The sequence below is a fragment of the Methanosphaera sp. BMS genome (assembly GCF_003268005.1).
Classification (GTDB): domain Archaea; phylum Methanobacteriota; class Methanobacteria; order Methanobacteriales; family Methanobacteriaceae; genus Methanosphaera.
Window position 1 is genome coordinate 857,919 of sequence record NZ_CP014213.1, and the last position, 22,977, is coordinate 880,895.

At 31.4% G+C, this 22,977-nt stretch carries 25 protein-coding genes; 13 read left to right on the forward strand and 12 right to left on the reverse strand.

Annotation, left to right across the window (positions count from 1 at the left end; genetic code table 11):
* Window positions 1-49: 49 nt before the first annotated feature.
* Together cfbA and AW729_RS03065 are read right to left on the reverse strand one after the other, a co-directional pair.
* On the reverse strand, window positions 50-943 hold the full coding sequence (cfbA, locus tag AW729_RS11485; protein WP_236951254.1) for a sirohydrochlorin nickelochelatase: 894 nt from the start codon (window positions 941-943) through the stop codon (window positions 50-52).
* A gap of 561 nt (window positions 944-1,504) precedes the next feature.
* Window positions 1,505-3,979 carry a DUF5814 domain-containing protein gene (locus AW729_RS03065; RefSeq protein WP_162685757.1) on the reverse strand — a complete coding sequence of 825 codons (2,475 nt, stop codon included), beginning with the start codon at window positions 3,977-3,979 and terminating at the stop codon, window positions 1,505-1,507.
* A 226-nt stretch (window positions 3,980-4,205) separates the two neighbouring features.
* On the opposite strand from AW729_RS03065, the gene AW729_RS03070 reads away from it, so the two are divergent.
* Entirely contained in the window at window positions 4,206-4,649 is a 444-nt protein-coding gene (locus AW729_RS03070) for a hypothetical protein (protein ID WP_112123716.1), read from the forward strand.
* A gap of 125 nt (window positions 4,650-4,774) precedes the next feature.
* On the opposite strand, the gene AW729_RS03075 is transcribed toward AW729_RS03070, so the two are convergent.
* Together AW729_RS03075 and AW729_RS03080 are read right to left on the reverse strand one after the other, a co-directional pair.
* A complete protein-coding gene (locus AW729_RS03075) occupies window positions 4,775-4,993 on the reverse strand; it encodes a hypothetical protein (RefSeq protein WP_112123717.1) in 219 nt (72 codons plus the stop codon).
* 106 nt (window positions 4,994-5,099) lie between these two features.
* Window positions 5,100-5,435, reverse strand: coding sequence for a hypothetical protein (locus AW729_RS03080; RefSeq protein ID WP_112123718.1), 336 nt, complete (start codon window positions 5,433-5,435; stop codon window positions 5,100-5,102).
* 158 nt (window positions 5,436-5,593) lie between these two features.
* Here AW729_RS03080 and AW729_RS03085 point away from each other — a divergent pair, with 158 nt between their 5' ends.
* The 3 genes from AW729_RS03085 (at window position 5,594) to AW729_RS03095 (ending at window position 6,673) form a co-directional block, all read left to right on the forward strand.
* Window positions 5,594-5,908: a TIGR04076 family protein gene (locus AW729_RS03085; protein WP_112123719.1), complete on the forward strand. Its 315-nt coding sequence runs from the start codon at window positions 5,594-5,596 to the stop codon at window positions 5,906-5,908.
* 101 nt (window positions 5,909-6,009) lie between these two features.
* Window positions 6,010-6,207, forward strand: a complete 198-nt coding sequence (locus tag AW729_RS03090; protein ID WP_112123720.1) for a hypothetical protein — start codon at window positions 6,010-6,012, stop codon at window positions 6,205-6,207.
* A 250-nt stretch (window positions 6,208-6,457) separates the two neighbouring features.
* Window positions 6,458-6,673, forward strand: a complete 216-nt coding sequence (locus AW729_RS03095) for a ferredoxin (protein ID WP_112123721.1) — start codon at window positions 6,458-6,460, stop codon at window positions 6,671-6,673.
* Between the two features lie 22 nt (window positions 6,674-6,695).
* Here AW729_RS03095 and AW729_RS03100 read toward each other — a convergent pair whose 3' ends face one another.
* Window positions 6,696-7,796, reverse strand: coding sequence for a GNAT family N-acetyltransferase (locus AW729_RS03100; protein ID WP_112123722.1), 1,101 nt, complete (start codon window positions 7,794-7,796; stop codon window positions 6,696-6,698).
* A gap of 150 nt (window positions 7,797-7,946) precedes the next feature.
* Between AW729_RS03100 and dtd the strand changes: the two genes are divergently transcribed.
* The 4 genes from dtd to AW729_RS03120 all read left to right on the forward strand — a co-directional run bounded on the left by dtd (window position 7,947) and on the right by AW729_RS03120 (window position 9,967).
* On the forward strand, window positions 7,947-8,390 hold the full coding sequence (gene dtd, locus AW729_RS03105; protein WP_112123723.1) for a D-aminoacyl-tRNA deacylase: 444 nt from the start codon (window positions 7,947-7,949) through the stop codon (window positions 8,388-8,390).
* A gap of 2 nt (window positions 8,391-8,392) precedes the next feature.
* Window positions 8,393-8,641 (forward strand): DUF357 domain-containing protein, encoded by a 249-nt coding sequence (locus AW729_RS03110; protein ID WP_112123724.1) that lies wholly within the window; start codon window positions 8,393-8,395, stop codon window positions 8,639-8,641.
* A gap of 90 nt (window positions 8,642-8,731) precedes the next feature.
* Window positions 8,732-9,460: a hypothetical protein gene (locus AW729_RS03115; protein WP_112123725.1), complete on the forward strand. Its 729-nt coding sequence runs from the start codon at window positions 8,732-8,734 to the stop codon at window positions 9,458-9,460.
* A 129-nt stretch (window positions 9,461-9,589) separates the two neighbouring features.
* Window positions 9,590-9,967 carry a putative zinc-binding protein gene (locus tag AW729_RS03120; protein WP_112123726.1) on the forward strand — a complete coding sequence of 126 codons (378 nt, stop codon included), beginning with the start codon at window positions 9,590-9,592 and terminating at the stop codon, window positions 9,965-9,967.
* Window positions 9,968-10,055: 88 nt separating this feature from the next.
* On the opposite strand, the gene AW729_RS03125 is transcribed toward AW729_RS03120, so the two are convergent.
* A complete protein-coding gene (locus AW729_RS03125) occupies window positions 10,056-10,664 on the reverse strand; it encodes a hypothetical protein (protein ID WP_112123727.1) in 609 nt (202 codons plus the stop codon).
* A gap of 8 nt (window positions 10,665-10,672) precedes the next feature.
* A complete protein-coding gene (locus AW729_RS03130; protein ID WP_112123728.1) occupies window positions 10,673-11,098 on the reverse strand; it encodes a hypothetical protein in 426 nt (141 codons plus the stop codon).
* Between the two features lie 218 nt (window positions 11,099-11,316).
* Between AW729_RS03130 and AW729_RS03135 the strand changes: the two genes are divergently transcribed.
* Window positions 11,317-11,871 (forward strand): flavodoxin family protein, encoded by a 555-nt coding sequence (locus tag AW729_RS03135; RefSeq protein ID WP_112123729.1) that lies wholly within the window; start codon window positions 11,317-11,319, stop codon window positions 11,869-11,871.
* 135 nt (window positions 11,872-12,006) lie between these two features.
* Here the strand turns inward: AW729_RS03135 and AW729_RS03140 are convergent, their stop codons facing one another.
* The 3 genes from AW729_RS03140 to AW729_RS03150 form a co-directional block, all read right to left on the reverse strand.
* Window positions 12,007-13,377, reverse strand: coding sequence for an MATE family efflux transporter (locus AW729_RS03140; RefSeq protein WP_112123730.1), 1,371 nt, complete (start codon window positions 13,375-13,377; stop codon window positions 12,007-12,009).
* 1 nt (window position 13,378) lies between these two features.
* Window positions 13,379-13,840: a MarR family winged helix-turn-helix transcriptional regulator gene (locus AW729_RS03145; RefSeq protein ID WP_112123731.1), complete on the reverse strand. Its 462-nt coding sequence runs from the start codon at window positions 13,838-13,840 to the stop codon at window positions 13,379-13,381.
* 408 nt (window positions 13,841-14,248) lie between these two features.
* Complete coding sequence (locus AW729_RS03150) at window positions 14,249-15,274, reverse strand: hypothetical protein (protein ID WP_162685758.1); 1,026 nt, start codon at window positions 15,272-15,274, stop codon at window positions 14,249-14,251.
* A gap of 406 nt (window positions 15,275-15,680) precedes the next feature.
* Here AW729_RS03150 and AW729_RS03155 point away from each other — a divergent pair, with 406 nt between their 5' ends.
* The 3 genes from AW729_RS03155 (at window position 15,681) to AW729_RS03165 (ending at window position 18,399) form a co-directional block, all read left to right on the forward strand.
* Complete coding sequence (locus AW729_RS03155; RefSeq protein ID WP_112123733.1) at window positions 15,681-17,336, forward strand: SWIM zinc finger domain-containing protein; 1,656 nt, start codon at window positions 15,681-15,683, stop codon at window positions 17,334-17,336.
* Window positions 17,337-17,459: 123 nt separating this feature from the next.
* Complete coding sequence (locus AW729_RS03160) at window positions 17,460-18,188, forward strand: carboxymuconolactone decarboxylase family protein (protein WP_162685759.1); 729 nt, start codon at window positions 17,460-17,462, stop codon at window positions 18,186-18,188.
* 13 nt (window positions 18,189-18,201) lie between these two features.
* Window positions 18,202-18,399 (forward strand): hypothetical protein, encoded by a 198-nt coding sequence (locus tag AW729_RS03165; protein ID WP_112123735.1) that lies wholly within the window; start codon window positions 18,202-18,204, stop codon window positions 18,397-18,399.
* A 62-nt stretch (window positions 18,400-18,461) separates the two neighbouring features.
* Here AW729_RS03165 and AW729_RS03170 read toward each other — a convergent pair whose 3' ends face one another.
* The gene (locus tag AW729_RS03170; RefSeq protein ID WP_112123736.1) at window positions 18,462-18,905 is read right to left on the reverse strand and encodes a hypothetical protein; all 444 of its coding nucleotides are present in this window, start codon (window positions 18,903-18,905) and stop codon (window positions 18,462-18,464) included.
* A gap of 181 nt (window positions 18,906-19,086) precedes the next feature.
* Between AW729_RS03170 and AW729_RS03175 the strand changes: the two genes are divergently transcribed.
* Window positions 19,087-19,521: a thioesterase family protein gene (locus tag AW729_RS03175; RefSeq protein WP_112125221.1), complete on the forward strand. Its 435-nt coding sequence runs from the start codon at window positions 19,087-19,089 to the stop codon at window positions 19,519-19,521.
* A gap of 150 nt (window positions 19,522-19,671) precedes the next feature.
* Here the strand turns inward: AW729_RS03175 and AW729_RS03180 are convergent, their stop codons facing one another.
* A complete protein-coding gene (locus AW729_RS03180; protein WP_112123737.1) occupies window positions 19,672-22,725 on the reverse strand; it encodes a hypothetical protein in 3,054 nt (1,017 codons plus the stop codon).
* Window positions 22,726-22,977 lie beyond the last annotated feature (252 nt).

The following is a 22,977-nucleotide window of genomic DNA, read 5'->3' on the forward strand; positions in this document are numbered from 1 at the left end:
AAAAGTATTTAATAGTAAATCATTACTATTATTTAATCATATGGGAAAATTATAGATGCTGTTTTATTCTTTCATCTATTATTTCCAATATTTTATCGTCAGCCCCTAACGGTTCTGTAAATATTATATTGCCATCGTATTCCACGATGTCCTCTGTTGATACATTTGGTTTCGGATAGTTTTCAACAGGATCCGGATTTAATCCAAGTGCTGTAGGTATGTCAAGCATGGTGTGTATTCCATGAGCCAGGAATACAGGTACTGCTATTACAGTTTCCATATGTTTAATCTTATCAAATGCTTCCGGTATGGATGGATGGGATATGTTCATAAATCCTAACTCTACGATATAATCTGATTTTTCATTGAATTTTGCTGCAATTTCTTCCAATACCTGATTGTTGTACGGCAGTGAACTTCCATGACCTACAAGCAGTATTCCCGTATTTTCTGTATTGGCATCTGGTAATTTATCTAATTCATCATTGATTCTTTTTTCCACTATTTCCACTATCTTATCATCTGCTCCTAACGGTTCTAGGTATATTATTTCACCATCAAATTCTACCGGCTCTGATTTTGCTTCCCTGTGATGATGATGGTGGTGGTGTCCATGTTCATGTGAATGACTGTGTGAATGACTGTGTGAGTGTGTGTGTTCTACTTCCATAGGTTCAAGTGTTAATATGGTTGGTATATCCACTTTGGTATGCATTCCATGGGCTAAAAATACAGGATTTACGATGATTCTTTCCACGCCTGTTTTTTTAAGTGTGTTGAATGCCGTTGGAATGTTTGGTTCTACCAGTTCCATGAATCCTGCTTCTATGTTATAATCCGGCATTAATGCCTGATATTTATCCTTTAATGTGGTTACTACTTCCTTGTTATATGGTTGTCTACTTCCATGACCTACCAATAATATTCCTGTTTTATTACTCATATTTAAACCTCATAATAATAAGTATTACTTTTTATGTCTTCATTTATTAATGTTATATAAACCATATTATTTAAAGCTATTTAATACTTTTTTAAGGTTTTCAGGGGTTTTTGTAATACTTTTTTAATGAAAATAAACAATAACAAACATCATTTTGAATACTGTTGTTTTTAAAGCATTTACTAAAATAAACTTTAAATGATGAATAATAAATTTATTAGGTGATGGCAATTGTCAAAAAAAGTGTACTTAACAAGACTACAATAATCAAAAAAAATAAATAATGATACCAATTATTGAGATTGCTAAAAGATAGTACATCTTTAAGAGGATTATTAACAAACACAATACATAAAATACTATTGATAGATCTTTTCAGAAAAGACAATTTGATATCCACTATCAAATTAACTTTAATTTTAGCTTATTTTATTAAGTAAAGCTTAACCATAATTACATTTTTGATTAGATTTCTTATTAAGTACATATTAAAGTATATACCTTAAATTATATAATATTTTCTAAAATAAAATAAAAATAGAAAAAATAATATCTAAAACATTAACCTTCTATTAACCGGATTAATTTTTTACATTTATGCATAACGTTACCCATTCCAAAGACATTGGCAATTCTTTCTATAGCCTCAAGGTAGCGGATTACCTGATCAAGATAATTATAAATATCCCCACTGTATATGAGGATTGAATATTTTTGTCTGAATTCCATGCTGATTTCAGATGGAGTTAAAGAGTCAATACGCCTCCGGATAATATACTTTGAGATATTTTTTTCAAGACAGTCACAGTACACGTCATCACAATCTCCTTTAAAATCCATCATTAATTTAACCAACATCTTTTTTTCTTTCTCGGGAAGACCATGTATAATATATGGAGTATTAATTAACTCCTTGGTACTGTCAGCAAACAATCTGGCACTTACATAATAAATATTCTCCCTGAATACCTTAATATATGAATCGGTTAAGTATACATTTGATAAGTATTCCAAATTGGTTACTATATCCAATAGATCGGATGTAATGTTTTTTCTGATTAATTCTGCCTCATGTAAATTTAAGAATGACTTGCTTACTGCCCGGCCATAAGGTGTAATGGAATAAATTTTATTTGAAGAATCATAGCATGCCATATTCAAATGAAGCAGCTTATCAACCACATCGCCGAATAACAGTTCACTATCCATTTTATAGTATCTTTTCTTCAAAACATTCTTTTTCACATCACCATATGAGGAAATATCGGCAAGTAATTGTTCATAGATATCATTTGTGCTATATTTAACCTTGATGTCACTGACACTGGATTCAAGTAGCTTGTATGCCATTTCTTCTTCTGAGGTATGTCTGTAATAGTTTTCATCATTGAAAAATATGTATGCCTTTCCCTTATCCTGATAAGTTGGTCGTCCAGCCCTGCCTGTCATCTGATGAAACTCATTTGCAGTTAACCAATCTCGTCCCATACGTAATGAATCAAATATGACCATACTAGCTGGAAAATCAACGCCGGCAGCTAGTGCCGCTGTAGTTACAACTGTAGATATCTCCTGATTAGCATATTGCAATTCAATATCAACCTTTTTCTGATATGTTAATCCTGCATGATAACTATGGGCATTTACATTCTTTTTTCTTAATTGATTTGCTATTTGACTTGTTTTTCTACGTGAATCGGTAAAGATTATGCTTTGGCCCCTATAACCCAATGGTGATATATTATTAAATTCATTTTCACATAATTTTACAATCATATCCATTTTTTGCCTGTTGTCTTCTGTTCCAATCACATGTCTTTCTAGTAAAACAGGCCTTTTATCATATTCAACCAGTTTCATGTTGAAGTTTTGTGTCAATTCGTGGGGATTGTTTATTGTAGCGGATAATCCTATTAACTGTGATTGTGGATATAAACTCATCAATCGATTTATCAGCCCGTTTAATCTGCTTCCCCGTTCTGAATCATCAAGCATATGTATTTCATCGATTACAACAACGCCCAAATCATTTAATGAATCGTATTTGCCGCTTCGGAGTATGAAGTCCAGTCCTTCGTATGTTGCAACGATTATATCGGCATCATGAACGGGTTTTTCTATTATTTTCAATTCATCCGGTGCGTTTATCTTGTTTTTTCCTACTTTTATTACTACATTTAATCCCAATGATGAGTAGGAATCCTTGAAGTACCTGTATTTCTGATTGGCTAGTGCCACAAGTGGGGATAGATATATGAATTTCTTGTTTTGTAATGCTTTGGTTATACCCGCTAGTTCTGCTATTAATGTTTTGCCGGATGCCGTCTGTGATACTACCAGCATGTTTTTGTTATCGAGTAATCCCTCATTTAATGCCAGTACCTGTACAGGTAATAGATATTCTATTCTACGTTTTAGTATGGTCTTGAATATGTTTGGTATATCTACTTCATCTATTGATACTTTTGCAAATTCCGTTTCATTGGAGCAAATAGTGTCATAGAGGGTGATTTTCTTGTCTAATGGATCTATACCATTATATTTTAAGTCATATACCTTGGATAAGTCCTTCGTATTATGAAGAACATCCATAAATCGTTTGCAAGCAGAATAACTGTGATGATATTCACATACATTATATTTCACTTCATCTTCAGCACAATAAGAGCATATCAGGTTATTGCCAAGTTTATATGATGATTCGTCTGTTATTGGCCTTATCCTGCCCATTTTCAGGCATCTTTTACATATCTTTATGAATGAGTATTTTATATCATGTTGTTTTAGGAAGTTTTCGAAATATTCGTCTTTGTTTGTCAGGTATAGCTCCTCTTTTTTAAGTATTTTTATGAATTCCTCCAGGCTTATTTGATGAAATTTTTTTGATATTCGCTGTTTGATATTGGTTATTTGAATTTGGTTATTGTTATTGTATATTGAGAATGTAATTTCCACTCGTAGGTTGGATAGAATATTATCCATTAGTGGTGAGTATATTTTTGATTTTCTATTTTTGTTTATTCTGATAATTAGCATCTTATTAATCATCCCGATATCCATTTATTCAGTACTTATTAATTGTTTATTATTTTTAAGTTATTCATAAATATTATTAATATATTTGTTATTATTAATAAATATTGTTTATTCCCATTATAAAAATATATACATATATAAAACTCATCATAGTGATTTTCATTATCAAGTAAAATATTTAATATTAAACTATTATAATTTATATTATTTAATTAGTTGTTAATATATGTTAAAAAGATATTTTAGAATAGAAAAACAATATAATAATAGAGTTATTGAGGGTGATATCATTACATATAAAAATATGAAAGTTAGTGAAATATTAGCTGACGAAGAGTATCCACATCAAAAATCATTGCAGAATCTATTAAAAAGAATAAGGTCCCTTAACCAATACATCGTTGAGGAAGTAACTGATGATAAAATACTGTTTAAAACACGGGACATGGTATTCATATATGTCGAACCGTTGGATGATTGTGTGAAGGTAAGTACTGATTTTTATGCCGATAGAATTATTGATCTTGCCAACAAATATGAAGTAATACCTAAGACGACAATGGACGGTACGGATACAATCTCATACAGTATAAAAAATCCAATGTTTGTACAATACGGCGTTAGTCTTGCCCAACAGGCATTTACAAGATTTAAAAGATTAAAAATATAAAATCCAATTCTTTTTTTATCCCTTTTTAATGTGATATTCACATTGCACTATTTTTAAGTAATAAACAAAATTAGATTAAGTTAGATGTGAAAAAAAGCTTAAAAAAGGTTTATGAAGGGGGTTATTTATTCAATAGCGTTAATCTGTTGAACTTTTCTGTCAGCATCAATTAATGCGTATAACCAAAGTACAAATGAACCAATTGATGCAATTGGATTATGGAATAAGCCTAAAAAGACACATACCAAGAATATTCCTATTGCAAAAAGATAGTTTTTACTGAATAAATATCCTAGACCTGGTAAAATAAATCCTACTATAAATGTTGCTAATCTACTTGCCATACTATTTTCCTCCCATTCGATATTAATATATTTATACTTTATACTTTATATTATTTCTATTAAACAAATTAAAAAAATCCACATATACAACGAGTAACTACTCATCTTATTTCCATTTTTTCATGTTTCTTGTTGATTTTCTTGTTAGATAGTAGTATAATGTTATATGTTTACCATTTACTTTAATGTATAACTCGGTTATAAAAACATAATCGTAAGTTAAACCTTTTGATGTATCCTCAAGAATAGGTGATACATCAGCATTTTCATCCTCAATACCCGTTACAAATCTGTTATATATATCCAGGAAGGCATACTTATCCACTTTACATATCTCATCCAAAATCTGTAAAGGTAACTCTTCCTGTTGTTCTGTAAATTTTAAATTAGGAAACTTTCTACTGATAGCTTTAAGTAATTGTTTTGATGGTCTTTCATCCATAATTTCACCTGTTAATATATGTAAATTTTTTACACTTAATTAATTATATGTTTTTAATTATTTAAAATAGTTTAGTATAAAATTTAATATCAAAAAATAAAATATTTATAACATTAAGAATATATTTAAATAAGAAACAGTTACTGGGAAGATTTTAGATGAAAAAGGTTAGAATTACCGTGATGAAGAAAGCAAGATACGATGATTTGATTGAAAAATATGAAAATCCATTGGAACATGAATGTGACGTGGAATTAAACCAGGTATTTATAGCCAATGGATGGGAAAGACCTGAAAATCTCTGTGTAAGTGCATGGGAGACTATGAGTCCATTCGTATTAGCATTAAGCTCAGGTGGAGAGGACTTCTATGATGGGTGGATGAAGAATAAAAAATCGGCCATGATATCCTGCAATGACGGTTTTAGACCTGTGAGTTTTCTATTGGAAACACTTGATGATGATGCTGATTGATAAAATAATATAAAAATATAAATTACCTGGAAACATATTATTAATTATAAAAAAACCATAAACATATTTTATATTAAATTAATATGATTGGAGGAATATTCATGATGGATCCAAATGCACTGCTTGGGATGCTTGGTGATAAGGGAAGACTGTCATCAAAACAAATATCTGATATGGTATCACAAAAAAGTCCCATACCAGTTCCATCAGCCGTAATTGATGGATTGCTTAATACCCTGGTTCAACAGGGAAAAATAAAGAAAACTGAAGAAAATGGTGAAGTATTTTATCACTTATGATATTCACCATTCTACCTTTTTTTAAAATATAAACTTACCCCTTTTTGAACTTAAATATACATTATTTTATTAGCCTATTGTCTGAATAATATATTCCAAATAAGCTATGAAGATAATTAATGAGGATTGTTTATTTTTTGATGATTTAATAATTGTTAAATAATTATTCATTTAACTTTCATAGTTACAAAGGTATATATAATTACTTAAATAATATAATAATATATTAATAAATAATAGGTGATTTAATATGGCACAAATAATATTAGAAAGAGACGAATGTACAATGTGTGGACATTGTGTTGAACTGGACGAATCATTATTCACATTTGATGATGATGACAGAGCTACATTAGTAGGATCAGAAAGAGACGACAATGTAGATGAATTAGAAGTAGAAGATACTGCAATATATGAAGAAGCAGAAGAAAACTGTACAGGTGAATGTATAGAAGTTTATGATTAAAAACTTCCATAACCTCTTTTTTTTAGAATATATTTATATTATAACCGCAATTTTCACAGGTTACATTATATTCCGCATTTTCATGATGACACTCAGGACATATGATTACCTTTAGATTATCCACCTCGTAATAGCTGATATCATCCTTTTGTTTAAGTTCCACATCACTTGGCAATTCAAATTCATTGTTATCGGCTTTGAACGTTCTTACCCGGTAATTGAAGTAGTCAGGTATGGTGAAGTTTGATATTTTATCATCATCCAATTTATCAATCACATCATCAAGTATTAGATTAGCATCCGATTGACTGATGTTGTACTCATTCAACAGGTATTGGGCTGATTTGGTGAAATTGTCATGAACTCCTATGACGTTTTCAACAGAGTAAACTTCCTCCAATTCTTTTTGTGTAGTGTTTATGAAGTCCTGAATTCTATCATTGGATTCAACCAGTTTAAGTGCGTTTTTGTCCATGCTTCTTTCTGTTACCTTCTTAAGGTTGTTTCTGAGTTTATATCTGACCATGTCATATTCACGTGGCTTTGCAACACATAATGTGTAACTGTTTTTGGCCAGTGTCGAACTCAAGTCAAAGAATGTTACTGATTCAAGGTGACTGTTATAGTAGTATGTGGAGAATATTTCATCGGATGAATCCTCCCCGACATTATTGTATAGCTTTTTAATGTTCTTGTTTACATATACCTCATCCAATGAGGCGTCCAATTCTATGAAACTGATTATTATGTTTCTATCCAGGCTGAATGCAAGGTTGTATTTAAATAGCAAGTTCATTATGGCCCTATTCGGTCTTCTGAAACTGAAATCATAATTTGTCTTGGTGATATTTGTTAGAATAAAATCAAAGAGAATATTATTTCCCCTGTATTCGGGTATCACATAACATTCACATACGGAATATTTCGGTTTGTCGGCCATTATCAAGTCAACCAATGCAAATCCCACTACCTTATCATTATATTTTAGTTCTTTGAAGATTACATGCTTATTTTCAGTGTATTCAAGTATATATCTTTCATCCATTATGGATTTGTAAATATCTTCATAGTTTTCTTTAAGAAAGTCATTCAAATTATCAAAATTTACTTTGTCAACACTCATTTTATCACTGCATCATTTATTTTAAATACTATATTATATTTTATTATTCATTTTAATTAAGTCTAACATTTGATTATTCTACTTGTAAGTATATTAAATATAATCTGTATATATAATTATAGACCAATGCATTTAAAGGAGTTTTTTATATTGAAATTAATAGTTCAGAGAGTCAGCCAGGCCAGTGTTGAAGTTGATGATGAAATTGTTGGAAAAATCGGCGAAGGTTTTATGGTCTTGGTAGGCTTTGGTGTTAATGATACAGAAAAAGAGGCGGACTTTTTGGCAAATAAACTGTTGAAGCTACGTATATTTGAGGACGATAATGACAGGATGAACCTGTCGCTTCTTGATACGGATAATGAATTGTTGTTGATTCCACAGTTTACCTTATATGCCAGCACTAAAAAGCACAGACCGTCATTTCATAAGTCCATGAATCCGGATGATGCGAATTTGCTGTTTGAATACTTCTGTGATAAGTGTAGTGAAAAGATACATACCGAAAAGGGTGTTTTTGGTGCACATATGAATGTAAGCCTGATTAACAATGGCCCTGTTACGATTTGTTTAGAAAAAGAGTATGAGGAATAGATATGAATAATTATGAATTAGAAAGTAAAGAAAAGATTACTATAGACATCGAAAAGTTGGAAAGAAACCTGAAAGAAGTTGCGGATATAACCTTTGTTGATAAAGAAAAGGAAGTTTATGATCGTGCGGTTGATTACATGAATGATTCCAAGTATTATCTTGATAAGGGTGATAATAGAACTGCTTTTGGTTGTATCGAGTATAGTCATGGATTGTTGGATGCACTACGTATGATTCATGGATTAATCTAATTATTTTTTTTATCAAATATTTTAGTAACCTTTATATACTTTAAGATACAGATGATAATTAGAAATATATTAAATAAGAGGACACAATAAATGAAAGATTATATGCAAAGTAATTATTCAAACCTTGGAAATATAAACATAAACAACATATTGAACGTCACATACATAATCTCATTCATATTCCAATGGTCATTGCTATCAATGATTATAAACCTATTTACAATGGGAATGATAAGACGGGAACTATTTGTAATATTCATATTGGATGCCATATCCATGCTAATTATCAAGGAAAAAAGCATCATAAAGCCATCATTTGTACTCACGCAACTATGGAATCTGATATCATTCATATTCAAAACAGACAAGATAAATACAAACAATCCCCTTGAAATAATTATGATGCTCTCAAATGCCAGAACAAAAATTTCCGATTCATTCAAGACACTCAAAGATAAAATCACCAATGTAAAACATTCCATCAATAGCGTTGAACGAGAAAACAGAAAATATGAGAAGACAAGAGATTTGAATAAATTCAGTGATGAAATAGGAAGTAAAGTAACCGTTGAATCAGTATCCAACGGTGAATATGACAAGAAGACATTCAAATACAAGGACAGGACACAAAGCTATGTCCACATGCTTGAGGCAAACGGATATAAAAACTACAGACAATATAGTCTAAATCCACAAATCAGTAAATCATACATCATAATAAACAAAAACAAAGACCTGATAGATATAGAAAACAACAGGATAGACATCAAACATGACCACCCCGACTACAAATTCATAATAGATGGATGGAAAAACTAGTTACAACCCCCCCTCCATCATCTCATTTAATTGAATTTTTCCTAATTTAACAGTTGAAGTTATTAAATATATTTATCTACTAAAAAAATCATAAATAGCATTATAGATAATAGTTTAATAGGTGATTTAATGACAGAAGAAATAGTATTATGTGCATGCAGTGGAATGAATCCACGTGGAGAAGTAGCAAGGGCATCAGTATATGACTTGGCACAGGAAGAGGATAACTGTTCTGTCTGTTGTATCGTAGCGACAGGTGGAGGAAAACAGAAATACATAGACCTGGCCAGCAGTCATCCAGTAATAGTTGTCAATGGATGTAAACAGAACTGTACGACAACACTCCTGAAAGAAAAGGGTATTGATGTTGAAAAAGTATTGGTAGTACCTGAAATACTTGAAGAAAATGACATGACCGCTGAATGTACAGTTAGAATGAATGAAAACGATGAGAAATGTGTTGACATATTAAAAGAAGTAATTAAAAAAGAAATAAAAGACATGTAATCATAGACATCCCAGATTACATCATACAATAAAAAAAATACAATGATTAACCCATCATTGTATCAACTATTTTTTTTTAATTTTGAAATTAGATTATCCTCGTAATATTGGAGTACTGAATGTTGTTGGCATAGAAGTCATCATCCACATTCAAGTTGACTAAAACCTCCTTGATATCCGGATGCATGTTTAAGTAATATTCACACTCACTTTTAATGCCGAATGTATTGTTGCTGATTCTTTCCAACTCCATTGTATTCTGATTTGACACACCTAATGCATAATCCTTTGTTATGCTCTTATTTTTATAGCGGTTATAGTTTTCCATATCCCTAACAAGATAATCAAACGCCTCCTTTTCACTGGTTAATCGTTTGATTTCCAAATTAACGTAATCCTTCAGTGTATCATTACCTGATTTATCATCAAATGACTGCAGTATAAGTATTTCCTCATTGATATAATTTGTCTTGTTCTTAAATACATCTATACTCTCATCACTTGTTGTAATGCTCTTGTTATAATACTTTGCAAATTCCATATCGCTGATGTTTTCTATTGAACTTGCCTGGCTGACAGTCCGGTTAAACTCACTTTGACTATTGTTGCTTGATATAAGCCCGATATTGATAAAGCCGAGGACAATTATCATCAAAAAGATAATCAGCAAGAGTATTATCTTCGTTTTATCGTTCATATCTATCATCAATTCAATGAATCGATCATGTCAAAGAATTGGCTGTACTTATCAAGCATCTCAATTAATTCATCAGACGAAGTTGTTTGTATTTCTATCTGATTTAACTTATCTTCAATTCTGAGCTTTATTCTTTCATCATCCAATCCTTCAAAGTTTTGTTTAAATACGTTGACTACTTCCGCATATTTATCCTCCTTAAGGTTATATAATCTTTGATTTTTCAGTATGTCCATTGCATGATATATTCCCTTTTCTTCTATGTCACTGCAGAAGGTTAGTGCAAAATGAACATCCATGTAGTATGGCGTGTCAATCCTATCACTTCTTGCTATGCTTGTTATCTTACACATTACATGATCATCATCAATATTTTCTGCTACAAATCTAAGAAATTTAAAATGTTTTAATGTTACGTTATTAAATAAGTCCATAAATTTTTGCCCCATCTATTATAGTTAATTATATGTTATTACTCATTTAAATTTATTACAAAAAAATAAGCTATTAAAAACATTTAATACATTTTTTAAATCCATTATAATATTTTCATTATTATCTGTATAAACCTAGAAAAAATATGTTTGGTTTGCCTAAAAAAGATAATTCACATATATATACAAATGATATACTAAGTATTAGGAGTGATAGAATGAAAATTATAGGTATAAATACAAGCCCAAGAGAAAATGGAAATGCAAGAATTGCATTGGTTAAAGCATTGGAAGCTGCTGAAGCAAAAGGTGCTGAAACAGAAATATTTGATACAAATAAAATGAACATCGGTGCATGTCAGGCAGACAACTACTGTAAAGCACATGAAGGAAAATGTCCTGTTGACGATGATATGCAAAAAATTTACCGTGCAATTGAAGAAGCCGATGGTGTAATACTTGCAAGTCCAGTATACTTCTTTGATGTATGTGCTCAGGCAAAACTTGTCATTGACAGAATGTATGCATACTTCCAGTCACCATTTGTTGAAACATACGGACAGAAAAAATTCTCCCTTATCGCTACCCAGGGTACACCAGACGCTGATGCATTCAAAGACGTATTACAAGTTCAGGCCAATGCATTTGGATTCTTAGGATTTGAAGTATGTGATGTAGCAATATTAACCGACAACAATGTTCCTGGAGCTATTGAATCCAAGGATGATCAAATAGATCTTGCCAAAAAAGTCGGTGAAAACATAGCAAATTAGATGCAATTTGCTATTTTATTTTTTTTTTAATCCCCTGAAACTGCTATTTTTTAATTATATAATATTTAAAATCAATTTCTTAAAATAAGTGTAAATAAATAATCAATGGATAAAAAAAGAAATGTATTTAAGTAATTAATTGTAATTACTTATTAAACGTTTAATGTAGAATATGGCCCATGTGAAGCTCAATATTCCACCAAGGAATCCTCCCAGGACCACCCCATAATAAACTCCATATTCACCTAGATTGAAGACTATTCCAAATAGATATGAGAATACTACTTCAAGCAGTAATGCCCTGATAAATGTCAGCATAAGTGATGTGAATCCCTTACCTACTCCTTGGAACATCATGGCGGATATCATTCCAAGACATACCGCATATATGAATATTATCATTATCTGAATCAATGTTGCTATTCTAGGAGCTAAGTCTGCACTTGAACCGTATGCAAATACGCTGCTTATCTGTGGTGCAAACAGGAAGAATATCACTGCCATCACAGTACTTACCAGTAATCCCAGTTTTAACGTATATACGAATGCATTTCTAAGTTTTTGATAATCTTTTGCTCCATAGGATGCTCCGACTACCGTCAGCAGTGCCGTACCAAATCCTATAAGTGGAATCATGGACAATTGTATGAGTCTCATTCCCGCAGTATATGTTGCCACTGCTACCGTTCCGGCAACAATTACCAACAGATAGTTTTCAATTATACCCAATGCACTGAATATTAGGTTTTCAGCGGTTGACGGTATTGCCACATTCAATATACCCCTGATTATTGAAGAAGTATACTTGAAGTTTTTCAGTGATAAGTCAAGATATGTGTCCTTCTTGTAGTGCATCCAATACAGCAGCACCAATGCACTTAAAAATCCTGAGAATATTGTAGCCCATGCGGCTCCTATAATACCCATATTTAGTATGTAGATGAATATTGGATCCAGGATGATATTGAATATAGCCGTAACTGCCATTACGTACATTGCTCTTTGAACATCTCCCTCTGAACGAAGAATTGACGTTCCGACACCGTTGTATATGAATATGATCATGAATGCAAATACGATGTTTCCATATTCGAGGGCTGCAGCCTTAGCAGTACCCGCACCCATCACGTCAAGTAATGATGGAAGTACTATAAACATCACGACTGATCCTATGACACTGATTATTACGGTTAACAACAGACTGTGCAACGCGGTATTGTTTGCGTTTTCAGTATTTTTTGCACCGATAAACCTTGCAATCATACTGTTTGCACCTGCTCCTATACCGTTTCCAAGACCTACCAGTATCATGAACAGTGGTGTGATGAATCCTATCGCTGCCAGTGCATCTGCTCCGAGTCCTGCTACCCATATACTGTCTGCCAGGTTATATGCCATGATTAAAAACATACTGACCATCATAGGCCATGCCAGTTTTTTAATGGCAACCTTGTAGTCTCCACGTATTAATTCTATATTGCTGTTTTTTCCCTTATTTTCTGTCATATCATACCTCACATATTTTTTCTTTATTGTAATCGTCCGAGTTTTCAAGCAGTTCCATTAATAGATCCAATAAATCTTCCCTGGAATAACCTGAGTTTTTTATAATTTGCTCGTCTCTTTTTATTCCTTCATCTCTTATTTGTTCGGCCAGTTCAATACCCTTTGGCGTTAAACTTATCTTGTTTTGTCTTCTGTTGTCATTATCTTCCTTTCTCATGATGTATCCATTATCTTCCAGTTTTCTCAGATTTCTGGTAAGTAATGCGTTGTCAATATGTAAATCCCTGCTTATATCCTTCTGGTAGACATAGCCATGGTTCAATAGTTTTAATAGTATGGGATAGTGTTGAATTGTAACGTCAACATCCTTAAAATAATACTTGTAATATTGATTTTGGGATTTTATGTACATCGTAAATAGGAATGCTAATGATAAGTTTTCTTTGTCTATTGGACAATTCATGTTTCAACCTATGTTAATGTTAATATTATTATATTTAAATATTTGACTATATATAATTATTGATTTTGTCAATAATTAAAAAAGTATCCAATTTCAATAATACTTATCAACACCCCCCACGGAATACTTATCAAGCCCTCGGATTATATTTATATTAAATTAAAAACAACATAATAATATCGAAATATAAGAATGATGATTTAGGCTTATCCATCAAAGAAAGATCTAAACACATATCTTATTCTAAAAAAAGTAATTTAAAGCCTTTTTAATTAAAAGCTTAAGATAATAATGGATTAACAATTCAAATATTGAAAGTGACTACTAAGTATATGATCAGATTATGAAAAGCAATATCCACTTATTATAAAAACAGGAGATTAAGATTGAAAAAAAGTATAACCAGAATTACAGGAAATACTTTTTATCATCATCAATCTTGAATCTTGGAAATTTAACCTCAGCCATGTAACGATCTATAATCGGTGAAAACATACGAGCTACTTCTAGCGTAACCGTTTCATATTCATTATAGTCATCGGATGTTAAAGAAGCCTTTCCATGATTTAATATGGATTTATTACGAATCCTATTTAAACGGGTGAACAATTCAATATTCTTATAATAATAACGACCTATTTTATTATTCAATCTATACAATAAGAAATATCCTTCTGTTAAATTTATTTCTATTTCCTTACTTGTAGTTCTGGACCTATGCTGATTTTCTATTTTACTTATATACCTACGTTTAATACCCAACTTCGTCAATAGATTAACATCTATGTTGGACTTATTTACCCCATATTTGGTTAATAGTTCCGCATGGGCGATTATGTCCATGGTACGATACAATCTCATGACGGCATCATTGTATTTGCCTTCAACATATCTGCGTTTGGCATTGTTAAGCATATCAGCTATCTGATAAGGAAAATGTCGCTTATCGCTTGGATCGAGTATCTTTTGCAAAGCCCTTTGATTGTTTAGAAATTCCTCCGAGTATTCGGGAAAATCCAAGTTATAACGTCTATTGCTTATAGATTCATAGTTGAAATTATCCCAATTGGAATAATCAGAGGCCAACTGTCTATATAATTTAATATTGGAATTTTTCATCTTATACGTGTTGTCCAACAGTTCATTCATTAATTGAAATGAGTTATGATTGAAATAATGTTGAAGCTTTAATAAATCACAATTCTTTTGGCTGTTAGAACGTGACTTATTAATGTCTATTGGAAATATATTCTTCTGGATTACCTTATTATACCTGTCAGCCATTAGAATTGCCGCCAGATTCATAATGTCAGTTGAAAATGTACAGTCAATGACGACCTCATCATTAATATACTCATCAATCTTATATGAAAATCTTCCAAGTACATATTCCAAATCATACAAATGTTCAATATTAATCAAATCGAAATCCAATTTAACACCAAAAAAATCATAATACTTATTTTTAATACCTATAATAGTATTATAATGAATTTTATTTGTTAAAAAGACTATTTTATCAATATCCATCATATAGATATATATTAACAAGTCGCTCTCAATTTTTTCCTTTTTGTTTGGATTTTCATAATGTAAGGGCAAGAATAGTATTTTTTTCATAATTTGTACCTATCAACTATTTAAACTCGACATTCTCTAATTTTTACTAAGGTATACTTTGTTTTTTAATATATATAATATTATTATTTTATTTCATTAGAGAATATTTCATAGACATTCGTCCCAATTAGAATAATTAATATCAATGAACTATAAAGATAATATATGAAAAAGCAATTGAAAAACGACTTGGCAAATAACATGGAAACGGTGCTAATGTATGAATTGGGAAAAATTATTTGATGAGGAACGCTTAATCAGAGGTTATGACTATTTTCTAAGGGATAAGGTATTTGATGTTATTATAACCGACAAATACATATCATCAAAAGTCGAAGGAAAAAGAAATAACATCTATGAAGTTCAAGTAAACTTTGATAATGATGAAATAAACTCATTATACTGTACCTGTCCATATTCCTATTCAAAAACATACTGTAAACATATGGTGGCAACATTATATAAACTGGACGAAATAAATCAGAACAAGAAGGACAACATAAACAAGTCAGATAGCATATTCCTTTTTAAGGATGTGTTGAAGGATTTGGATGAAAATAAGCTGAAAAAATATTTATATGACAACTACAAGGATAACGAAGAGTTCACGTCAAAATTCATCAATGAATTCTATTCCAACTTCACATATGAGGATTACCTTGACTATGAGAATATGCTTAACAACATATTTAAAATCGACCTTGTTGAGTTATATAATGAAAATGGATTTTATCAGGAGTCCCCCTATCACAGATATTTAATTAACTTCATCAATACAAAGATTGATTCATTATATGACAATGAACATTACAATTATGTATTGCAGTTAATTTACGGCATTTATGAAAATATTGCGGAAAAAGAGAACATCAGTGAATATCTGAATGTGGATGACATATTAAGTTCCTGCAATTACTACTTGGAAAAGATTATTGACCTTGATGACATGACACTAAATGTTAGTATCTATGATTATATCCTGTCAAATCTAAAGTATAACTATGATTACAACATCACCCCTAATCTAGTCGGGATAGCCGTTGACAAAAACAGCAGCACCAGTTATCTCAAGCAATTGGATGAAGCCATTTGCTCACTGATGAAGCAGGATATTCAAGTCAACGAAGATTTATTGCTTTACAGATATAGAATCATGAATAAGCTATCATATCCTATAAATGATCTTAACAAGTTTTTATATGATAACAGACGTTACTACAAGATAATGGATTTGCTGATAAATAAGCAAATAGCTAGCAACAATCTGGATACTGCCATATTATTGCTTAATGAAAATCGTGAAATACATGGAAAGCTATACTCTTTGGAGGATACCAGCACACTGATAGATTTGTACATATTCACCGATAACTACCCGAAAGCGGTAAGTGAAATAAAAAACATAATATTTGAATTTGATATTCAGGATATCACCTACATCAACCTCTTAAAGCAGTACCAAAGCAGTGAAGAATGGAAATTATCAATGGAGGAAATAATCAGATACTACAGTGACAATAATAATTATAATTTTTTAAACCAGATATATGTCAATGAAGGATTGTATGACAAGTTATATGTTAACATTAGGGACAACTGTTTATTGGATAGCTTTGATGAATACAAAAATTATCTCGATGAAATGTATCATGATGAAATATTATTATTGTATAAGAAAGAAATCTTAGAACAGGCCAAGACTGCTAAATATATAGGTGCCTATAATGTAATTGTTAACTACTTGACTACGATGTTGGGCTATACCGGCAGTAAGGATGTCGTGGAGGATACAATAGGAATTCTCAAAAACAAATACAAAAATAAGCAAATGCTTATGGAACTATTAAATGATTTTCAGATACAATTAAACAATTAGTATATATAAAACATTAGAAGATAATCATAGATAAATATAATTTAATGAATACGATTATGATAAGTTAAAAAATAAGTACGTTAAATATACATCATAAATTATAAAAAATTAATGGATGATTATATGAATCAAAAAGAAAAAATTTTCGAAAAACTATACACCTCAATGTGTGATGATGACCCGGAGTATGCCCTGATAATAAAACAATTCATCAATAACCAACTGCTTACTCATATACACCTGACAGACAAGGAGATAATGCTTGCAGTAATATCAACTATGATAGCAAACCAGTCAACGAAACTCTACAAAGAAATGCTGTCCGATACCTTAAAAATCTTGACGCCTGTAGAGATTAAAGAGATAATATACCAGTCAACCATATACATAGGACTTGCAAAAAGCTATGAATTCATGGAAATAACAAACGACCACCTTAAAAAAGAGGGAATCGAGTTGCCACTGGAAAGCCAAAAAACTATAAAGGATGAAGACAGACTGCAGACAGGATATGACCTGCAGGTAAGAAACTTCAGCAAAGAGTTCATCGATACAAGCATTGAAACTACCCCCGACAATCAAAAACATGTCTGGGATTTGATATCAAGTTTTGCATATGGAGACTTCTACACACGCGGCGGATTAACCGATACCGAAAGGGAACTGATAACATTTGCATTTATACTATCATTAAGGGGATGTGAAAATCAATTGAAGATACATACCATAGGAAACATTAAAATGGGAAATGACAAAGAAAAGCTGATAGATACGATAACTATACTAATACCGTTTATCGGATTTCCAAGAATGCACAATGCATTAGCAATAATAAATCAGACAGACAACTAGGAAGGTGAAAAAGATGTTATACAAGTACCATGTAGCAATAATTAAAGATGATATGGTAGTATGTGATAAATACTATCAGGAAAATGAAAAACCAACCGATGAAACATATCAGAAGCTTAAAAATCAATATGAGGCAGATCAGATATTCCTAAATACAGTTGATGATGACGAACTGGAATCATTTATAAAAGAAGAAATAAAATTAGAGTAAAAAAAAGACTTTTACAATAATCCATTTTTTTTTAGTTTTTTTTGTATAATCCATGTTGAAGATTAATCATCGGATTTAGAACATAATTTAACGTATTCTTCAACATTGACCTCCAATTCATTGAGACTTGTTCTAAAGGCTTCAACAAGACTCTCTTCAACATTGAATTCAGAGTATTTTTCAAGCAAATCAACATATTGATGCAGTTCATTGAAATTAAAGTCAATTAACTTCCTGGAATTATCAATGTCAAACTTCAATGCATCATTTTCACTAAAGAATTCATTAATCTCCTCTTCAATACGTTCGATCTCATTTTCACAGAATTGCAGTTCAAATGATAAGTTCTTATTGTCAGGGTCATTGACAAGTTCTTGCCTTAGTACTACAACCCTCTTGTTTAATTGGGTAACCACATCCATCTTATCAAATATTTCCTTATGCTGCTCGATGTATGCCAATTTATCATACTTAATTACATCAATAAGATGTCTTAACTCAAACATTATACAACCTCCCATAAATGTTTCTTGACTTAGTCATATATTTATCAGAAGACTATAAAAAATGTTACATCAAATAAAATGAAAAAATGGTGACTGTAATAAAAGCTTTTTTAAATGGATGAACTGAATAGCGAAAAAAAATAATTAAAGTTTATTAGTTATGAACCAAATAATATTATATATGTTTGAAATAATAATCACACCTGGTGTTCAAAATACGGATGGACTAGGACATATCAACAACGGCGTTTTATCAGAATGGTTCGAGACAGCACGTACACCTATCTATAAGATATTCACACCAACACTAGAATTTTCACATGACAAATGGCGACTTATAATGGTACACTCCGAATATGATTATTATAACCAGATATATTTCAAAAGAGATGTGGTGGTAAGAACATTCATTAAAAAAATAGGCAAGACCTCATTTACCGTGTATCATGAACTATTTCAAGAAAATAAGAAATGTGCAAGTGGAAGTGTAGTGCTTGTTCACTATGATTTCGAAATGGAAGAAAATATAGATATCCCAGAAGATATTAGAAAAAAATTAAAAAAACACTTCTACCGATACAAAACAACCAAATCAAATTATGAGAACTATTTATGATTTAAGCCCCACTTTTTCTATTTTTTAAAATTAATTACCTTAAGAGAATCGAACTTGAATATTGAATAAAAAATGCATATAAAAAGAGTTTGAACTTATTGTTAAATCCGAAATAAAATTATAAAGAAAGGATTGAAGGATTAAGAGTTATTATACGCTAACTCTTTTGAATCCCATTATTAATGCAGACATTAATATTAACATGAATGCGATTAAGTATTTGACTTCATCCATAGTCATCTTCTTAGAGACAATCTTTGGACTAACCTCATATACCTTCGCATTGGATGAAGTTAATGTTTGTGTAACACCAACGGTTGATGGAGAACTTTCCTGTGTTGATTCACTTAGTATGTCCTCCATTATTGATTCAAGCGTAACAGCTTGGCTTTGAGAAGCACTGGATGAATCAGGAGCAGACGTTGGATTTCCACTATCCGGCGTCAAGTCACCTGCACCGGTTGATTCATTGGTACGATTTTTAATAGTGGAGTTTTCAACCTCTATTTCCGCCTCGATTGTTGTGTTGGTAATTGTTGTATTATTTACCTCTTGATTATTGACAGGACTATTTGTGTCAATTTGGGTTTGATTTGTATTATTGAAATTCTGATGATTGTTTGGATCCTCTTCCAATACATCTGTAGTATTGTTTAGCTTATCATTGGAGTTTATCGCATCCGTTTGTGTATTGTTTGTGGTTTGATTATCCATGACGCTTTCGTTTATTGTCTGATTTGTAACGATTATCTCTGTTGTCTGATTTTCTGCAATGCTATTGTTTTGCTGTGTGCTATCCTGGCTTGTATCATTTTTGTCATCGGTGTTATCTTCCTCTGTGCTATTTTCCTCAGAGGTATTATTACTGTTATCGGTCGTGTTGGTCTGTGTTGTCGGTTCTTCTATTATAACTTGGGAAGTGTTTTCAGGTATTTGAGTACTGTTGTCGGTAGGAACTGTTGTATTGGTTTCTATTATGACATCAGTCTGTGATGAATTAGTATTGTCCTCTTGAGTATTGTTTTTTTCTGTTGTATCATTTTTGGAGGTATTGTCATCCGTAGTGGTGTTCTCGGTTGACTGATTCTGCGTATTGTTGTTTTCGGTCTTATTTGTATCGATTATTTCATCTATTTTATCGATGATAATATCGATTATGCTTTTATCATCCCCACTTTCCTGATTATCATCAGTGTTAGTACCCGTTGAATTGCTTGGGTTTGTGGTCTGATTATTTGTAGCATTTTGATTTATATTATCATCAATTATTGTTTGATTTGTCATATTGGTATCTGTACTTGGATTGCTGTCTGATTGAGTATCAGTGCTTGTCTGATTATTATCTGCGGAGGTGTTGTTTCCATAATCCGTACTGTTTTCTTTTTGTCCACTTTCAGAATCATTTCTTGCTTGTGTTCCATTTGAATCCTGCTTATGTGTAGCCAGATAAGTATCCAGCTCATCATTTGCCACTATCACTCCATCGACATAGGTATGTCCCTTCACGTAGACCAGTTCATTATTCAATGAACTGTATAATGGATTGCCCTCGATGACGTTATCGGTAAATACGGATCCATTTACCTTTCTATCACCCATGACATATCGAACATTACCCAGAACATTCATGGTATTTTTTGTAATGAGATTTCTTCTTTCATTACGTATGTTTATATTCGTACCGTTATGCGTTTCAAGATAATTGTTGGCGACGTAATTGTCACTACCATCCTTAAGGGATATTGCTGTTGTTTCCGGTTTTATGTAATCGGCTGAGACACCACTCACATTGGTTTTACCTATGGCTACAATATGATTGTTTGTTATATTTGCTCCTTTACCTATTAATCCGATACCCATTGGCGTATTACCTTCCACTATTATGGTGTTGTTTTCAATAGTGGTGTATGTACCACCAAATTGTTCTATTCCATATACGTGACTGGAATTACCTCGGATATAATTGTTTCTTATTACGTTATATATTGTCACGGAATTTGGTATGTAATATGTATATCCATGATATTCATTCTCAGTGAGAATTATACCGTAGGATACATCTACCAGTTCCATATCATCTATGGTTTTGTTAGATGTTTGAAGGGAAATAACATTGTTTTCAACTAAATTATATGCATTTTGTCCTTCAAGGGTTATACCGTTAGCATATCTGATTGATACAACATCGATATTGTTGTAGGATATGTAATTGTAGCTTCCCCTACAGCTTATAGCATAACAGTATAATGTTCCCTGCAGGTATAATGTATTGTTTGATACATTGTTGTTATTTCCATAAAGGGATATTCCCCTAATCATACCATATGGTGCTTCATAATAACCTGATTCAATAAGATTTATGGAACAGTTGGTTACATTATTATTGTTTCCCATTAGTAAAACTACATTTTCCTTGTTTTCATCACCATAAAACCGCCAGTCCCTATGCTGACTTGGATATCTGACATCAAAATTACAGTTAGTAATTGAAGTATTGTTACCTATAACATATATCTGCCTGTATTCCTCTTCGGTAGGTTGATATCTGGCATCTATAAATTCAACGTTTGAAACACTGTTGTTATTTCCTATAAATACTATCACACGTTCAAATTCACTTTCATCATCACTGACAAATGTCATATTTGAAATGTTGGCATAACCTTCTTCATATGCGGTTATATGTGAGTTTTTTAGTGTTGGATTATTAATACCGGTTATAGTAACATTGTTGGCTTCAACAAATAAATCCAATCCTTCAATATCTTCAGTTATGTAAACGATTGCATTTTCTTCAAATGAATAATCCATATACTCTTCATAATTGGAATTATCCAGGTAGTATTTGAGTATGTCCATAGTATTATCATTGGTTGAGTCTACATTCTGGTTATCCTCCGGATAATTACTTGGATTTTCATCATCACCCTGATTTTCATCATCATTTGATGGGTCTATATCACTTTTTAAATTCCGATTATATGAGAAAGTATCCATATCTGCCTTGTTGAATGACTCCGATTCAACCTTTGTAGTTAAATCATCCTGATTATTAACCTGATTTTTCAGGAAGTGATCATAATCAATGTCCTTACTAATCGTATCATTTGTTGAGTTTTCTTGAGCCGATACACTTGATAATGTGCTTATAAACAGAATAATTAATATTGTTAATATTAACGCCCATTTATGAGCTTTAAACATGTCCTATTTTCACCTCCCTAATTCAAATAAAATAAATTCAACATTAATAAAATATAATTCAAGTTAATATTCAATGAATAAACAATACTTTATTAATATGAATTATATATGTATCCGTAAATATATAAGTTTAGTTATAATTTTGAACAAAAAAAGCCTATTTAAGCTAATAAAAGAAAGTTTTGTTGATAAAAAAATTAAAAACAGTTTATTTTTAATAAAAATAAAGTTTAAAGAAGTTTAAGACAGTTC

What these genes read in the sequence shown, in the direction of transcription:
- AW729_RS03135 (WP_112123729.1), top strand. Translation starts at nt 11,317, where the DNA reads ATGAAAATTATAGGTATAAATACAAGCCCAAGAGAAAATGGAAATGCA.
- AW729_RS03110 (WP_112123724.1), top strand. Translation starts at nt 8,393, where the DNA reads ATGAATAATTATGAATTAGAAAGTAAAGAAAAGATTACTATAGACATC.
- AW729_RS03160 (WP_162685759.1), top strand. Translation starts at nt 17,460, where the DNA reads ATGAATCAAAAAGAAAAAATTTTCGAAAAACTATACACCTCAATGTGT.
- AW729_RS03075 (WP_112123717.1), bottom strand. Translation starts at nt 4,993, where the DNA reads ATGGCAAGTAGATTAGCAACATTTATAGTAGGATTTATTTTACCAGGT.
- AW729_RS03070 (WP_112123716.1), top strand. Translation starts at nt 4,206, where the DNA reads ATGTTAAAAAGATATTTTAGAATAGAAAAACAATATAATAATAGAGTT.
- AW729_RS03155 (WP_112123733.1), top strand. Translation starts at nt 15,681, where the DNA reads ATGAATTGGGAAAAATTATTTGATGAGGAACGCTTAATCAGAGGTTAT.
- AW729_RS03130 (WP_112123728.1), bottom strand. Translation starts at nt 11,098, where the DNA reads ATGGACTTATTTAATAACGTAACATTAAAACATTTTAAATTTCTTAGA.
- AW729_RS03095 (WP_112123721.1), top strand. Translation starts at nt 6,458, where the DNA reads ATGGCACAAATAATATTAGAAAGAGACGAATGTACAATGTGTGGACAT.
- AW729_RS03120 (WP_112123726.1), top strand. Translation starts at nt 9,590, where the DNA reads ATGACAGAAGAAATAGTATTATGTGCATGCAGTGGAATGAATCCACGT.
- AW729_RS03125 (WP_112123727.1), bottom strand. Translation starts at nt 10,664, where the DNA reads ATGAACGATAAAACGAAGATAATACTCTTGCTGATTATCTTTTTGATG.
- AW729_RS03100 (WP_112123722.1), bottom strand. Translation starts at nt 7,796, where the DNA reads ATGAGTGTTGACAAAGTAAATTTTGATAATTTGAATGACTTTCTTAAA.
- AW729_RS03175 (WP_112125221.1), top strand. Translation starts at nt 19,087, where the DNA reads ATGTTTGAAATAATAATCACACCTGGTGTTCAAAATACGGATGGACTA.
- AW729_RS03115 (WP_112123725.1), top strand. Translation starts at nt 8,732, where the DNA reads ATGAAAGATTATATGCAAAGTAATTATTCAAACCTTGGAAATATAAAC.
- AW729_RS03065 (WP_162685757.1), bottom strand. Translation starts at nt 3,979, where the DNA reads ATGCTAATTATCAGAATAAACAAAAATAGAAAATCAAAAATATACTCA.
- AW729_RS03170 (WP_112123736.1), bottom strand. Translation starts at nt 18,905, where the DNA reads ATGTTTGAGTTAAGACATCTTATTGATGTAATTAAGTATGATAAATTG.
- AW729_RS03085 (WP_112123719.1), top strand. Translation starts at nt 5,594, where the DNA reads ATGAAAAAGGTTAGAATTACCGTGATGAAGAAAGCAAGATACGATGAT.
- AW729_RS03165 (WP_112123735.1), top strand. Translation starts at nt 18,202, where the DNA reads ATGTTATACAAGTACCATGTAGCAATAATTAAAGATGATATGGTAGTA.
- AW729_RS03180 (WP_112123737.1), bottom strand. Translation starts at nt 22,725, where the DNA reads ATGTTTAAAGCTCATAAATGGGCGTTAATATTAACAATATTAATTATT.
- AW729_RS03140 (WP_112123730.1), bottom strand. Translation starts at nt 13,377, where the DNA reads ATGACAGAAAATAAGGGAAAAAACAGCAATATAGAATTAATACGTGGA.
- AW729_RS03145 (WP_112123731.1), bottom strand. Translation starts at nt 13,840, where the DNA reads ATGAATTGTCCAATAGACAAAGAAAACTTATCATTAGCATTCCTATTT.
- AW729_RS03090 (WP_112123720.1), top strand. Translation starts at nt 6,010, where the DNA reads ATGATGGATCCAAATGCACTGCTTGGGATGCTTGGTGATAAGGGAAGA.
- AW729_RS03080 (WP_112123718.1), bottom strand. Translation starts at nt 5,435, where the DNA reads ATGGATGAAAGACCATCAAAACAATTACTTAAAGCTATCAGTAGAAAG.
- cfbA (WP_236951254.1), bottom strand. Translation starts at nt 943, where the DNA reads ATGAGTAATAAAACAGGAATATTATTGGTAGGTCATGGAAGTAGACAA.